General features: G+C 71.4%; 8 protein-coding genes and 1 pseudogene. 5 read left to right on the forward strand and 4 right to left on the reverse strand.

What is annotated here, in order from left to right; all coding sequences use genetic code 11:
• Positions 1 to 174: 174 nt before the first annotated feature.
• Entirely contained in the window at positions 175 to 1377 is a 1203-nt protein-coding gene (locus ACFYNU_RS10095; RefSeq protein WP_388765764.1) for a pyridoxal phosphate-dependent aminotransferase, read from the forward strand.
• Between the two features lie 102 nt (positions 1378 to 1479).
• Here ACFYNU_RS10095 and ACFYNU_RS10100 read toward each other — a convergent pair whose 3' ends face one another.
• Both ACFYNU_RS10100 and ACFYNU_RS10105 read right to left on the reverse strand, forming a co-directional pair.
• Entirely contained in the window at positions 1480 to 4677 is a 3198-nt protein-coding gene (locus tag ACFYNU_RS10100) for a hypothetical protein (protein WP_356597323.1), read from the reverse strand.
• The gene (locus tag ACFYNU_RS10105) at positions 4674 to 5054 is read right to left on the reverse strand and encodes a hypothetical protein (protein ID WP_356597325.1); all 381 of its coding nucleotides are present in this window, start codon (positions 5052 to 5054) and stop codon (positions 4674 to 4676) included. The genes ACFYNU_RS10100 and ACFYNU_RS10105 overlap by 4 nt, the downstream gene beginning before the upstream one ends.
• A gap of 236 nt (positions 5055 to 5290) precedes the next feature.
• Between ACFYNU_RS10105 and ACFYNU_RS10110 the strand changes: the two are divergent.
• A pseudogene (locus ACFYNU_RS10110) lies at positions 5291 to 5734 on the forward strand (aminotransferase class I/II-fold pyridoxal phosphate-dependent enzyme); the annotation flags it as partial.
• Positions 5735 to 5772: 38 nt separating this feature from the next.
• On the opposite strand, the gene ACFYNU_RS10115 reads toward ACFYNU_RS10110, so the two are convergent.
• Entirely contained in the window at positions 5773 to 9663 is a 3891-nt protein-coding gene (locus tag ACFYNU_RS10115) for a CHAT domain-containing protein (protein ID WP_356587462.1), read from the reverse strand.
• Positions 9664 to 9747: 84 nt separating this feature from the next.
• Between ACFYNU_RS10115 and ACFYNU_RS10120 the strand changes: the two genes are divergently transcribed.
• From ACFYNU_RS10120 to ACFYNU_RS10130, 3 genes are all read left to right on the forward strand, one after another.
• A complete protein-coding gene (locus ACFYNU_RS10120; protein WP_356587464.1) occupies positions 9748 to 10164 on the forward strand; it encodes a hypothetical protein in 417 nt (138 codons plus the stop codon).
• 82 nt (positions 10165 to 10246) lie between these two features.
• Complete coding sequence (locus ACFYNU_RS10125; RefSeq protein ID WP_356587466.1) at positions 10247 to 11131, forward strand: hypothetical protein; 885 nt, start codon at positions 10247 to 10249, stop codon at positions 11129 to 11131.
• A gap of 836 nt (positions 11132 to 11967) precedes the next feature.
• The gene (locus ACFYNU_RS10130) at positions 11968 to 13311 is read left to right on the forward strand and encodes a hypothetical protein (protein WP_388765768.1); all 1344 of its coding nucleotides are present in this window, start codon (positions 11968 to 11970) and stop codon (positions 13309 to 13311) included.
• Positions 13312 to 13336: 25 nt separating this feature from the next.
• On the opposite strand, the gene ACFYNU_RS10135 is transcribed toward ACFYNU_RS10130, so the two are convergent.
• Positions 13337 to 13882, reverse strand: a complete 546-nt coding sequence (locus ACFYNU_RS10135; protein WP_356587468.1) for a YbjN domain-containing protein — start codon at positions 13880 to 13882, stop codon at positions 13337 to 13339.
• Positions 13883 to 13953 lie beyond the last annotated feature (71 nt).

A 13953-nucleotide genomic window follows, 5' to 3' on the forward strand; every position in this document is an offset into this window, starting at 1 on the left:
AGTGCGATCAGCCCGAAGGCCACTGCCACAACACCCATCGTCCACACCGTCTTTCTGCTTCCCCCGAAGCGAGGCCCCCCGCCCCGCCTTCCTGTGTGACTTGGGGATGCCCTCCGCCCCGCACACCCAAAGCAGACTTGAGCAACTCCAGAGCTTCGGCGCAGGATGTCCGGCATGACCGCCACAAACCCCGCAACTCCCCCGGCCCGCCGCCCCCTGCTCAACCGACGCCTCGCGGAGTTCGGGACGACGATCTTCGCCGAGATGTCGGCCCTGGCCGTCCGGACCGGCGCGATCAACCTGGGCCAGGGCTTTCCCGACACCGACGGCCCGGAGGAGGTCCGGGAGGCGGCGGTACGGGCGCTGCGCGACGGCCGGGGCAACCAGTACCCGCCCGGCCCCGGCGTCCCCGAGCTGCGCACCGCGATCGCCGACCACCAGCTCAAGCGGTACGGCCTCGGCTACGACCCCGACACCGAGGTCCTGGTCACGGCGGGCGCCACCGAGGCGATCGCCGCGTCGCTGCTCGCCCTGGTCGAGCCCGGCGACGAGGTCATCGCCCTGGAGCCGTACTACGACTCGTACGCCGCCTCCATCGCCCTGGCGGGCGGCACCCGCGTCCCCGTCACGCTGCGCCCCCACGACGGCGCGTACCACCTGGACCTGGACGAACTGCGCGCCGCCGTCACCCCACGCACCCGGCTGATCCTCCTCAACACCCCGCACAACCCGACCGGCACGGTGCTCACCCGCGAGGAGCTGGCGGCCGTGGCCGCGCTCGCCGTCGAGCGGGATCTGCTGGTGGTCACCGACGAGGTGTACGAACACCTGGTCTTCGACGGCGAGCACCTGCCCATCGCGTCCTTCCCGGGGATGCGCGAACGCACGGTCACGATCGGCAGCGCGGGCAAGACGTTCTCGTTCACCGGCTGGAAGGTGGGCTGGGTGACGGCCACGCCCGAGCTGGTGACCACGGTCAGGGCGGCCAAGCAGTTCCTGACGTACGTCTCCGCGGGCCCCTTCCAGTACGCCGTCGCCGAGGCCCTGCGCCTGCCCGACAGCTACTTCGACGACCTGCGCGACGACCTGCGCGCCAAGCGCGACCTGCTGTCGGCGGGGCTCGCCGCGGCCGGCTTCGAGGTCTACCGGCCGGCCGGCACCTACTTCGTCACCACCGACATCCGCCCACTCGGCGAGAGCGACGGCTTCGCCTTCTGCCGGGCACTGCCGGAGCGGTGCGGTGTGGTGGCCGTACCGAACGCGGTCTTCTACGACCACCGCGAACAGGGCGCCCCCTTCGTACGCTTCGCGTTCTGCAAGAAGCTAGCCGTCCTCAGGGAAGCAGCATCACGTCTCCGAACGACCTTCAACAGCTGAGGGCAACTCTCAGGATGGTCCCCTCAGGGCAAAGGCAAAGACCGACAGGCAGCTATACCAGTCCATCGTGTGGCCACGGTGTGGACGAAGGCAAATACCGGATCAACCGCCTGCTGACGCAGTCGCCAACCGCACTTCACCCAGTGTGACGTCGCCGTTGGCCGTACCTGCGAGGAGACGCAGCCCATCGAAGGCCAGGCACGTGATGGCGCCGTGCAGCACTACGTGACCGACCCGTTCCCGGTCGGCGAGATCGTGGATCGTGACGGTGCCGTTATTGTGCCCCGTTGCGAGGTAGCGACCGTCTCTGGTAACAGAAGCGACCAAGTCATCATCAGGGAGGGGAAAGGGTTTGTGCTTGTTGTCGGGCCATAGGACCCGGGTCAGCTCGCCGGTATTGACGCTCCATTCCTCCACTCCCAGCCACCTGTGCCGGTAGATGCCGCCGAGTTGAGCGACAGTGATGATGTGGTCTCCATCCGGCGTGAACCGAACGGTCCGGACGAGGTGCCCACCCCGTGTCACCTCGCGTACAAGATCACCGCTGTCCGCGTCCCAGACACGCACCACGCCATTTAAGGTTCCGGTCGCGATGCGGCGGCCGTCAGTTGACAGGTCGAGGGCCGAAACGGGGGAGCCGTCTCGATCGTTGAGACGTGTCGGCCAGTGGACGCGCGGGCAGTCACCTGCTCCCACCGGAGGCAGCGCTTCGTCCCGGGCGCCTTCGCGTGTCCGCCAGTTGTCGTCGCAAGGGACACCCGCAACCATGAACGGCCGTCTCACGGAACGACGCCGCAGGTCATGGAGCCTGGCACTGCCGTTGTCGCTCCCCACGACGCACAGACTGCCCTCGCCGTCCGAGGCGAGAGCGCCTTCGCGTCCGGAATCGGGAGGTGCGTACACCGTGCGCAGGTCTCCCGAAGCTGCGTCCCAGATCTTCAGGTCGCCGTCATTTCCCAGAGTCGCCGCATGATCACCGGACAGCGATGCCGCACGCACGGAGCCCCGGTGACCGTCCAGTGAGAGCCGCGGCGCGGGGGACAAGGGGCTGAGGACGTGAGCTCCGCCGATGGCCGAGCCTACGATCACCCACCGGCCGTCAGGTGAGATCGCCAGGTTGGTGGCGAGACGGGCAGCGAAGATTCCCAGCATGGTGCGGTTTGCGAGGTCCCACATGAGCACCGAGCCGCTCGCGCTCTCGTACACGGCCGCGTACCGGCGATCCGGAGTGACCGCCGCGCTCAACTCGGCAAGCTCCATCGGGCCGGTCCCCTTCTTGGGCATGGCGTAGGGCGGGAGGTCAATCGGCTGAGAGACGGACTGGACCTCGTCGGGCTGCAGCGGTTCTGCGGTCCCGGAAGCCACGTCCCAGACCACGCCTGTTCGATCTACCCGCAAGGCTGTGAGGTACCGACTGTCGTCACTAAAGCGAAGACTCCACACCATCATTCCGTTCTCGGTGGGTGCAAGTTCTCGGATCGTCGAACCGGTCTTCGTATCGAAGACGTGAATGCTCGGCCCGTCACTCTCTTTCCAGGTACGTCCGCAAAGCGCTGTCCTGGTTCCGTCCATGGACATAGCCACTGCCTCCACGTGGAATTCGCCGGTGGCCAGCGTGTGGGACAACAGCCGGCAGTTCTCGCTCGCGGCGCTCCACAAGGTCTCGACGATCGGTTCGTGTTCGGGAACTCGATGGCGGAGGAGACTGGAATGCCCACTCACCGAGCACTCGTGCTGGAGCTGTTGAGTGGTGAACGACGTCCCTCGCTCCAACTCTTCGTTCCGCAGGTTGTGCGCCTGACGTCCGAGCACCCCACGCATCGCACCGAGTACCGCATTCTCCGGATGCAAGCCATGCAGAGCAGTGATCTCGTTAAGGATGGAGTCCACGCCGGTCGCGGTGATACGCGCGCTGAGATAGCCGCAGTCCGTGACGGTCTGCTCCAGTTCGCGCAGTGCTCCCTGTTCCTGTCGGCTGTGCTCGGCGATGTACGCGCCGTCAGGGCCGGGGGCCGTGAGCCGGACGCGGTCGGCCATGTAGCCCAAGAGATGCTCCACGCCATGTGGACCGGTGGCATCCGCGCGGAACGTCTCGGTGATGCGCTCTGTCGACTCCAACGGGTAGATGCCGTGCGGGGACTCCGAGCGGAGATGCTCGCGCAGTGACCCGTGGAAGGGAAGAAAAGGACCTTCGGGCCGCGAACTTCGTAGATACGGAGCACATATCTCCAATGCATCATCGACGGATGATTGGCGAAGACCGGACAGCCGAGTCAGCTGGCGCCTCGTGAACCCATTACCTCGGCTCTGTACCAGGAGACCGAGAACCGGGCGGATGACGTCACGCCACCGGCCGGGGTGGGCGGTTACTTGACGGTCGAGGAAACTGTCGTACAGGTCCGCGAGCCCGTGTGGCAGAGCATGCTCGCCCGAGGCAAGGAGACCCAGCCACCCGGCATCCTCGGATGCGGCCAGGGTGGCATAGAGAAAGTTGCCATCGGCGGCGTTCGCGATCAATTGTGCGAGAAGCGTGGAGTCGGCGATTCCTCTCTTGTGGAGGCGACCCTGAAGGTAGGTCTGCACGTCGTGCGTCCCCGTCGGCTCGTCCTCTCGCAGCCGCAATCGCCGACCATGGTTGAAGCGCTCAGCAGTTGGTCCGTTGCGTGTGGTGAGCACTAGCCGTAGTCCTGGTATGGGGTCGGTGCGCAGCGTGGACAAGAGCCAGGCCAGCGTTCGCGCCACACCGATCTGTTCTTCCGTCTCGTCCACCGCGTCGAACAGGATGACGACGTTGGCCTCAAGTTCGGACAGCGGCTGTCGGAACAGGGTGTCCAGCAGCTGACGCGGTTCGGCTTCGGGGAGTACCAGGCGGTCGATCCCAGTCACAGTGGAATTGTGTACGGGCCCCGTGAACTCCTGGTTGATCACGACGCTGGTGGCCGAAGTGCGGTACGCCACGGCTTCGGCGTACCCGGGGAGCGTGGCGCACAACTGTCCGGCCACCTGTTCCAGCACCCCGCGAATGTCCAGCGACCCGAATCGCTGAGCTTGGCAGAAGTGCCACGCGTGCAGCCAGCCCTGTCCAAGTCCCTGTGGGGACGGCACCCCGCCGAGCGAGATTCGGCCCAGCCGTACCGCGAGCGCGGACTTGCCGACCCCTGGCTCTGCCGATATGACAAGAAGCGGTTCGGCGGTCTCGTACCAGGACGCGATCTCGGCAAGAGCCCATTCACGCCCTACGAAGGAGTATGACTGCCCAGCCAGTTCTGCCGGGATTCTCGGCACTTTGTCGAACGTCACTGGTTGCTGTTGCCGTCAATGCCGACGATGGTGGACCGGCTCACCGCACCAAGGCGCTGCCGTACTTCCGTCTCACCGCCTCCGACGGGACGACGTGCCGCTGTGATGTTGCTGTCTGACACGTCCGCGAGATGTTGTTCCACCTTCCAATCCGACCGAGGCGGAGGGGTGTCGTCGGCGACACGACTCCGGCCCCATTCGAAGAGTGCCTGAATCAGAAGAAGGGTGCCGAGGCCAATCCCGGCGGGCCAAGTCCAATTGGTCGTCCACACATTGACCACAACCGCGATGGCCGTAGCGGACACCGTCGAGATGACTGCGGCCGACGCGCGAGAGCGAAAGGCCGACCCAAGAGGTCGCGGCAAACGATTCGACATGTGTCTTACTCCTCAAGCGGGTGGCTTCTCGTCGTGCAGTCTGTCCAGGGGCTACCCACCCCCGTCTCCCTCGCGAATGGCATCTGCGTGATCGGCGGAATCCGCGCCGCCACAATCGAGTTGAGAGCATGGATCGTCCGCTCGTTGCCGACGTAGGGCCGATAGTTGATGCCAACCTGGAGAATACCGTCTCGCCCATCTTGTGTGCCCATGTGAATAAGGTGCACGAACAAGGAGTGGGCTGGGTGACGGCCACGCCCGAGCTGGTGACCACGGTCAGGGCGGCCAAGCAGTTCCTGACGTACGTCTCCGCGGGCCCCTTCCAGTACGCCGTCGCCGAGGCCCTGCGCCTGCCCGACAGCTACTTCGACAACCTGCGCGACGACCTGCGCGCCAAGCGCGACCTGCTGTCGGCGGGGCTCGCCGCGGCCGGCTTCGAGGTCTACCGGCCGGCCGGCACCTACTTCGTCACCACCGACATCCGCCCACTCGGCGAGAGCGACGGCTTCGCCTTCTGCCGGGCACTGCCGGAGCGGTGCGGTGTGGTGGCCGTACCGAACGCGGTCTTCTACGACCACCGCGAACAGGGCGCGCCCTTCGTACGCTTCGCGTTCTGCAAGCGCGTTGAGGTCCTGGCGGACGCGGCGGACCGGCTGAAGACGCTCGCCGAGCGGCTCTAGGGCACGCGAGCCCGGCAAGATCGGCAAGACAACACCCCTTAGGGTCCCGCGTGGACCTGGCAGGCCCAGAGGCTCGGGGTGCGCGGGTAGTCGGCGCGTACCTCGCAGACCGCGCGGTGCAGGGCGCGGGCCGAGTCGGTGACGGTGAGGGCGGCGCCGGGGGGCGCGGGGTGCAGTTGCTCGTACACCCGGCGCGCGATCCTCGTGCCGACCGTGTCGTCCACCTGCCAGAGCGAGCCGACGACATGCGGGAAGCCCGCCATCTGGAAGGCGCTCGCGATGTGCACGGACTCGTCCGCGAGTTCGGCGCTGATACGCATGGTGTCGCACGCCGACAGATACGCCAGGCGCGCGCCCGGCAGCCGTAGCCGGGCGAGATCGCGGATCGTCGGCGACGCGTCGGGCGGGCCGTGCAGGACCAGCCGGCCGGCCGACGGGCGCAGCGGGTCGCTGACGGCGTGGCAGGCGAAGTGCGCGTGCGCGTGGCCGCACAGCCGGGCCTCGACCGAGGTGCGGGTGGCGGCGTCGTCGGCGAGGACCGTGGCGCACGGCAGCCGCTCCGCCAGCCACTCCGCCTCCTCGCGGGCGCCGTGCAGCGCGGGCCGGCCGGCCGCCTCCGGGACCGCGACGATCAGCACCGAGTCGTCCCGGCGGGCGCCCGCGCCGCCGGGTGCGCCGGCGGCGGGCCGGGCGTAGGCGCGCGAGGGGATGCGGGCCGGGGTGCGCGTGCGGGCGTGGTGGAGCGTACGGAGCGTGGGGGCGTACGAGGACACCACCCGGTCGAGCGCGCCGGGCCCCGTACCGTCCGGCGCGGCGGCGTGCAGGGGCAGCGTGCCCAGCAGCCCGCCCGGTGACCACCAGACGCGCGGCAGCGTCGCCCCCTCCTGGGGCAGCACGCCGAGGCCCAGCCGGTCGAGCACGGGGCCGGTGACGGCCGACCAGAGCCAGTCCAGCGTGGACCGGACCTCGCCCTGTGCCCGCAGCGCCTCCTCATGGCCGGTCCCGGGCTCGTTCAGCCGGGCGAGCGCGTCGTGGAACGCCTCGGTGCGCGCGGTGACCTCCGGAGCGGTGAGCCGGGGCAGCGGCAGCGCCTCGACGGACCGTCCGGTCACGAGGAGCGCGCCGCCCGGCGGGGCCCCGGTGCCGCCGCCGCTGTCGGCGCGTGGCACATGCACCAGCACGACGGGCCCCTGGGCGGCCGTCGCGTACAACTCGGCCTCGTCCCAGTCGCGTACGGACCGGAACAGCCGCAACTCCGGGTGTTCGGCACGGACGCGTGCGGTCAGCTCGTCCCACTCGGCGGTGAGCCGCTGCCGCCGGTCGCTGGCGGGGGCGACGGCGGGGCCGAGGCCGGTGGCGGGCTCTGCGGAGTCCTCGGGATCCTCCGGCTCCAGCGTGCCCGTCGACTCGTCCAGCCCGTCCCGCAGCCGTACCAGCCGGTCTGCCAACTCCGGCGCGCTGCGGGCCAGTTCCGTCAGGTCGCTGTTCGCGTCGAACGCCTGCGCCAGCAGCACTCCGCGCGCCTGGTCCAACAGCCGTACCGCGAGCGCCGGTTCGCCGCACCGGACCGCGCAGGCCGCCGCCTCGGCGCCCAGCCCGGTCGTCTCGGCCAGCCGCAACTCCTGGTCGTCGCGCAGCAGATGGCGCGGCGAGAGCGCCGGCATCAGGTCGACGGCGACGACGTACCCCTTCAGCGCGAGATCCGGCCGGCCGCGGTCCAGCCCGGCACGGGCCCACTGCCAGGCGGCCTCCAGCCGTTCCGACGGCGGGCACTGCGGCTCCAGCGTCGCCTCCCGGAAGACACCGGCGGACTCCCTGAGGTCGTCCTCCGCGCCCGTACGCGCGTACCGCTCGGCCAGCGCCGCGCCCAGCGAGGACAGCCGCATCGTGAGGTTGGGATGGTCCGCCGGGGTCACATCGACCGCCTCGCGCAGCAGCCGTACCAGTCGCTCCCCGGAGTTCGGCGAGGCCCCTTGGGCGACGGCGGCCACCATGAGCGCGTTCGCCCGCCGTGGGGACCCCTCGGGCAGCGCGGCGAGCACCGCGTCCGCGAGCTGCCGCGCCTCCCGCAGATCGCGGCGGCGGAGCGTCATCCCGGAGCGCCGCATCAGGGTGATCGCCAGCGCCAACTGCCGTTGCGGCAGCAGCGGATCGGTCGCGTCGGTCAGCTCCAGCGCCGCCCTGAGCTGCTCCACGGCCTGATCGGCGGTGGCCGGGTCCTGCGTCCGGTCGGCGGTACGGAGCAGAGCGCCGCCCGTCGCGGACAGGATCGCGGCCCGCTTCACGGGAGACGTACCGGGGAGCGCGGCGGCGCGCCGCCGGCAGTCCAGCGACTCGGTGAGATCCGCCGAGTCCTGCAACCGGTCGAACCGGAGCATCAGCGCGCCGCTGAGATTGATCAGCCGTCCGTCGAGTTGGTGGTGTCCGGCGGGCGTCTCCCGCACGCACTCCCGCAGCGCGTCGACCGCGTCGGTCAACTCAGCGAGATCCGAGGACTGTTGATAGCTGGAGACCAGGGCGGCGCCGAGATTGTTGAGTACGCCCGGCCGTGAGGCGTGACCGGGCGGGACCATGGCCAGCGCCTCGCGCAGCCTCGCCGACGCCGTACGGAGATCGTCCGGATCCCCGTGGCCCCGCTCGTACCGGCCGCGCAGCTCCAGCGCGGAGTTGACCAGGCGCCGAAGGGCGTCGCCGGACGACTCGCCGGGGGCCCTGCCGTTCGGCGGGGCACCGCTGAGCAGGCGCCGGGCCTCCTCCAGATCGGCCACGTCCCCGAGGCGCCCGTGCCGCATGCGCAGGGCGAGCCCCAACTGCTGGTCCGCGCGGGAGCGTTCGGCCGGCTCGGCCCACATCTCCCGGCGCGACCGGGACAGGACGGTGATCGCCTCCGTCAGATCGGACATCGCGCCCGTCACTTCGTACCGCTTGAGGAGCGAGGCGCCGAGGTTGGCCAGACCCGCGCCGGAGCCGTTCGGGTCGCCGGGCGCGGCCAGCCGGTACAGCTCGACCACCTCGTCGAACTCCTCGACGGCGCCGCCTGTCCGGTCGAGCCGCAGCATCAACGCCCGTGCCAGGATGCTGCGGTAGCGCGGGAGGTCGGGGTCGCGGCCGGCCGTCTGGGCCGCGACGTCGCGGGCGATCCCGATCGCCTCGTCCAGGTCCTCCGGGTCGGAGTCGCGTTCGTAGCGCCGTACGAGCGACAGCCCGTGGTTGCTCAGCCGGGGCAGGCGGTCGGGGTCGCCGGGCGGGGTGAGCCGTACGGCGCGGCGCTGGAGCCGTAACACCTCGTCGGTCAGGCGTAACGCCTCCGCCCGCAGTTCGTCGTCGCCCCGGGCGTCGGCCGCCGCGGCCATGGCCTCGGAGAGCCGGCCGACCCGGATGGCGCGTTCCGGATCGTCGTCGTCGGTGGCGAGCACGGCGAGCCGTCCCGCGCCGATCGCCTGCGCGCGCAGGATGTCGGGGGTGACACCCGGCAGTTCGAGCGCCTTCGCCATCTCCGGTGGCGCGCCCGGCAGTTGACGGCCCTGCCCGGCGGCCGTGGCCGCCACGCACACCATGCTCCACTCGTCCGGCCCGTCGGCGTTCGCCGGATCCGGCCAGGACTCGGGGGGCTGAGCGGCCCAGAGTCCCGCCAGCTCAGGCGGTACGGCGTCCCGGTCGCGCGCCCACACGGGGAACAGCAGCATCCCCGCCGAGCTGCCCTCCTCCGCGCCCTGCCCTTCGCCGAGCGAGACGCAGCGGTACCAGAACAGCCAGCCGGCGACATACCGGGCCTCCATGTCGGTACGGAGGTCGCAGCCGCGCAGCAACGCGCCCAGCTCGGCCTCCGCCCCCGCACCGAACAGCAGTGCCTGGTCACCGTGTTGATCGACTCGTGCCAGCCGATCGACCACGGCGGTCAGCAGCCGCTCCCGACTCGTCGTACTCACCCTGCCGCCTCCCCGCTCGCTCCCACCACCCATCATCCGCGTAAGTGCCGACCAAGCGTGGCCGATCGAGGCAGACTTGAGGCCATGACCGCATCAGACAACGCGCGCGGGGAGCGCCGGCGCGCCGACTGCGTCGCGGCGCTGTGCCTGCTGCTCAACGACCCGGCCGGACTGCGGAGCGGCGACGGCCAGGTCGCCGAGACGGTCGAGCGGGCGAGGCGGCTGCTGGCCGCGGGCGACGCCGAACCGGCTCAACTGGACGCCGCCTTCGAGGCGGTGGACCAGGCGCTGCGCAGGGCGGGCGACGCGCGGGGGCTCGGCAGCCGGCGGGGGGACATCGCACTGCCCGGCGTCCGCCCGATGATCAAAGTCGCGCTCTGCCCCGGCACGGTGCCGTGCACACGGCGCGAACCCGCGAAGGACTGGCGGGCGGCGCCGGCGTGCGCGGTCAACGGCGTACCGATGCGCAAGGAGCCTCTGCGCGGGAACCCGACGGCATGAGGCCGGGGCCGCCGATGTCCCTGCCGTACGCACCGTCCCTGCCGTACGCGCCGTCCCCGCCGTACGCGCCGTCCCCGCGCCGGTGAACCCGCTCCTGCTCACCCTCGGCGCGAAACTCACCGAGCGGTGGCTGAACCTCCTCGTACTGCCCGGTGCGCTCTACCTCGGCGTCCTCGCCGCCGGCACGACCCTCGGGCACGGCCACTGGAACGACCTCCACCGGCTGAGCGAGTCCCTCGACGAACTGACCGCGCGGCCCGTGCTGGACCGCGCCGGCACGGCGGCGGTCGCGGTGGCCGCGATCCTGCTGGTGTCGGCGGCGCTGTCGCTGGCCGCGCAGTTCCTCGGGAGCGCCGTCGAGAGCTACTGGCTGCGCGAGAGCCGCTTCCCCCTCGGCCGGGGCCTCCAGCGCCGCCGGCACACCGCCTGGCAGCGCCTCGACCGCGAACGGACCGACGCGATCCGCGACCTGGCCACCCCGCCCGACGAGATCGAACGCCTCACCCGGGCCCGCGACCGTATCGCCCTGACCCCGCCCACCCGCCCCACCTGGTACGGCGACCGCCTCGCCGCGGCGGCCCTGCGCGTCCACGCGGCGTACGGCATCGACCTCGCCGCCGTCTGGCCACGCCTGTGGCTGACCCTCACCGAACCGGCCCAGCGCCAGATCGAGTCCACCCGCACCTCCTTCGCGGCGGCGGCCCGGCTGGGCGCGTGGTCGCTCGGCTACCTGGCCGTGGCCGCGTGGTGGTGGCCGGCCGCCCTGATCGCGGTGGCCTGCGCGGCGCTTGCCCGCTCCCGCGCCCGCGCCTCGGTGGAGGCACTGGCGTCCCTGGTGGAATCGGCGGTGGACGTCCACGCCCGCGACCTGGCGGTCCTGGTGGGCCTCCAAACACCGGACAGCCCGGGGCTGTTGTCCCCGGACAACGGGGACAGGCTGTCGGAGATCTTCCGCAAGGCGGACTGAGGGAGCGGCGCGAGTCGAGCGCCGGCGCGGCGACCGGGAGACCGACCCTCCCAACGCGGGGCGCCGGCCGGCGGAACGCTTCCACCAGGCGGACCAACGACGACCAGGCCACGGCACCGACGGCCCGGCGACCGCGACACCGACCCTCCCAACGCGGGATACCGGCCCGACGGCACGCACGCACAGACCGACGCCAGACGGATCGACAACGACCAAGCCACGTCACCCACGGCACGGTGACCGCCAGACCGACCCTCCCGAGGCGGGACGCCGGCCCGACGGCACGTACGCACAGCCCGACGCCAGACGGATCGACAACGACCAAGCCACGTCACCGACGGCACGGTGACCGCCACACCGACCCTCCCAACGCGGGGCGCCAGCCCGACGGCACGCACGCACAGACCGTCCGGGGCTCCCCCGAGGCGACCGGGCGGAACGCCCTGGACGACCTCGCCGGGCCCGGCGGCGCCAGCATGGACGACGACCGAGCCGCAGGCGCCGGTTGTGCGCTGCCGCGTACGTACTTACGCGCCTGCGCCGCGGGCCCGCCCGTGCGCCTCCACGGACGACGACCCAGCCGCAGGCCCCGGTTGACGCTGCCGCGTACGCACCTACGCGCCTGCCGCAGGGCCTGCCCGACGCCCCGCCCAAGGCCCCGCCCACAAACCCCCGCCCGGCGCAGCTGCCCACCCCGTACCGACACCCGGCCCCCACACCCACGCCCCGCACCCCGCGCCCCACCCCACCTGTCACGTCGACACGCCGCCACCCCCCGCACACCCCCCGTCCGGCGCCGCTTCGTACCCGGTCGGCGGGTCTGCGGTCGCGTGGGGGTGGGCGGGCGCGGAGGGTCGGGGCGACCGAACTCGCGCGACCGGAGGTGCCCCCTGTCCGCCGACACGCTCGACACCGTCGACGCATTCGACCCGGCGAGACCCGCCGGTCCCGCTTCCCCGGCTTCCTCCCCGGCCGGCCCCGCCGCCGTCACGTTCGTCCCCCTCGCCCGCCGCCGGCGCGCCGCCCGTCTCTCCGCCGTCCTGCGCCGCGCCGCCCCCGCGCTCGGGCTGTTCGCCGCCGCCCGGCTCACCGGGCTGCTGGCCCTGTGGCTGTGGGCCGAGCACATCGGGCGCTCCCCGCGCCAACTCCTCGCCCACACCTGGGACTCCACCTGGTACACCCGGATCGCCGCCCAGGGCTACGGCCACACGCTGCACTTCACCGACGGCGCCGTCCACAGCGATCTCGCGTTCTTCCCGCTCTACCCGGGTCTCGTACGCGCCGTCACCACCGTGCTCCCGATCGGCGGCGGCACCGCCGCCCTGCTCATCTCCTGGGCCGCCGCCGCAGCCGCCGCGTTCGCCGTCTATCTGCTCGGCGAACGACTCCACGGCCGGCGCACCGCCACCGTCCTCGTGCTGCTGTGGGGCCTGCTCCCCCACGCGGTCGTGTCCTCCATCGCGTACACGGAGCCGTTGCTCACCGCCCTCGCCGGCTTCGCCCTGTACGCGGTGCTCACCCGCCGCTGGCTGTGGGCGGGTTCGCTCGCCGCGCTCGCGGGGCTGGCCCGGCCCAACGGGGTCGCGATCGCCGCGGCGGTGGTCGTCGCGGTGGCGTACGAGCTGTGGCGGCGCCGCGCGCACGCCCCCCGGCGGCCTCCCCGGCGGGCCCCCTGGCGGCTCTGGGCGGCGGCCGTCGTCGCGCCCCTCGGCTGGGGCGGCTATCTGCTCTGGGTCGGCGTACGCGTCGGGGATCCGCTCGCCGGCTACTTCGCCGTACAGAACGGCTGGCGCTCCCGCTTCGACTTCGGCGCCGACGCCCTGAGCAACGTACGCGACATCGTCCTGCGCCCCGCCGAACTCGCCTCCACCGGCACCGTACTGATCGTCTGCGCGGCCGTGCTGCTCTTCGCGCTGCTCGTCCTGGACCGGGAGACGCGGCCCCCGCTGCCGCTGCTCGTGTACGTGGGAGTCCTGCTGCTGATCACGGTCGGCGGCGGCGGGAGCTTCTTCGAGTCCAAGCCGCGCTTCCTGCTGCCCGCCTTCCCGCTGCTGCTCCCGCTCGCGTGCGCGCTCACGAAAGCCCGGCCGAGAGCGGCGATCGTGGTGATCGCGGCCCTCGCCGGGCTGTCGTGCTGCTACGGGACGTATCTGCTGACGCTGGCTCCGATGCCTCTGTAGGAGGGCGCGCCGCACATCCGGGCCGTCAGGCCTCGTCGGCCGGCTTCTCGTCGGCCGGCTTCTCCTCCGCCGGCGTCAGGCCGAACGTCTCCACGATCCACTTGTCGAACTCGATCGACGCCCGCACCCAGCTGACCGTCGACGAGACGAAGTGCTCCAGGCTGACCCCGGTGCCGATCAGCATCTGGGCCTCGCCGATGAGCCGGACGGTCGTGGGGCCGTCCTCCTCCTCGTGCACGTGGCTGTAGACCTTGGGCCACAGCGTGCGGCGGTTCCAGTCGTCGATCGCGTCGAGGATCTTCGGCTTGTCCTCAAGGGCGTGCGGCCGGTCGTAGAACGTCCGCACCGAGAAGACCTGCTGGTCGCCCTCCCCGCGGAACATGAAGTACGTACGGAATTCCTCCCACGGCGCCGCGAGGTCGCCCTCGTCGTCGACGACGTACTTCAGCTCCATCTGGTCGAGGAGCTGCTTGACCAGATCCTGGTCGGGGACGACAGGGCCCGCCGGTCCCGCAGCCTGCGGTTGGGGCTGGGCCCCGAAGTTCGGAATCGAGGACGGGTCGATGGTCATCGCTGGATTCTCCTGAGGATGGCATGCCGTTGTCTGGCAACGACCCTAGCCGCGATCCCCCGCCGGAAACC

The sequence above is a fragment of the Streptomyces sp. NPDC006643 genome (assembly GCF_042870175.1).
Taxonomy (GTDB): domain Bacteria; phylum Actinomycetota; class Actinomycetes; order Streptomycetales; family Streptomycetaceae; genus Streptomyces.

Excerpts from the sequence above, each read along its gene's own strand:
- ACFYNU_RS10095 (WP_388765764.1), top strand. The coding sequence starts at position 175 with ATGACCGCCACAAACCCCGCAACTCCCCCGGCCCGCCGCCCCCTGCTC.
- ACFYNU_RS10105 (WP_356597325.1), bottom strand. The coding sequence starts at position 5,054 with ATGTCGAATCGTTTGCCGCGACCTCTTGGGTCGGCCTTTCGCTCTCGC.
- ACFYNU_RS10120 (WP_356587464.1), top strand. The coding sequence starts at position 9,748 with ATGACCGCATCAGACAACGCGCGCGGGGAGCGCCGGCGCGCCGACTGC.
- ACFYNU_RS10135 (WP_356587468.1), bottom strand. The coding sequence starts at position 13,882 with ATGACCATCGACCCGTCCTCGATTCCGAACTTCGGGGCCCAGCCCCAA.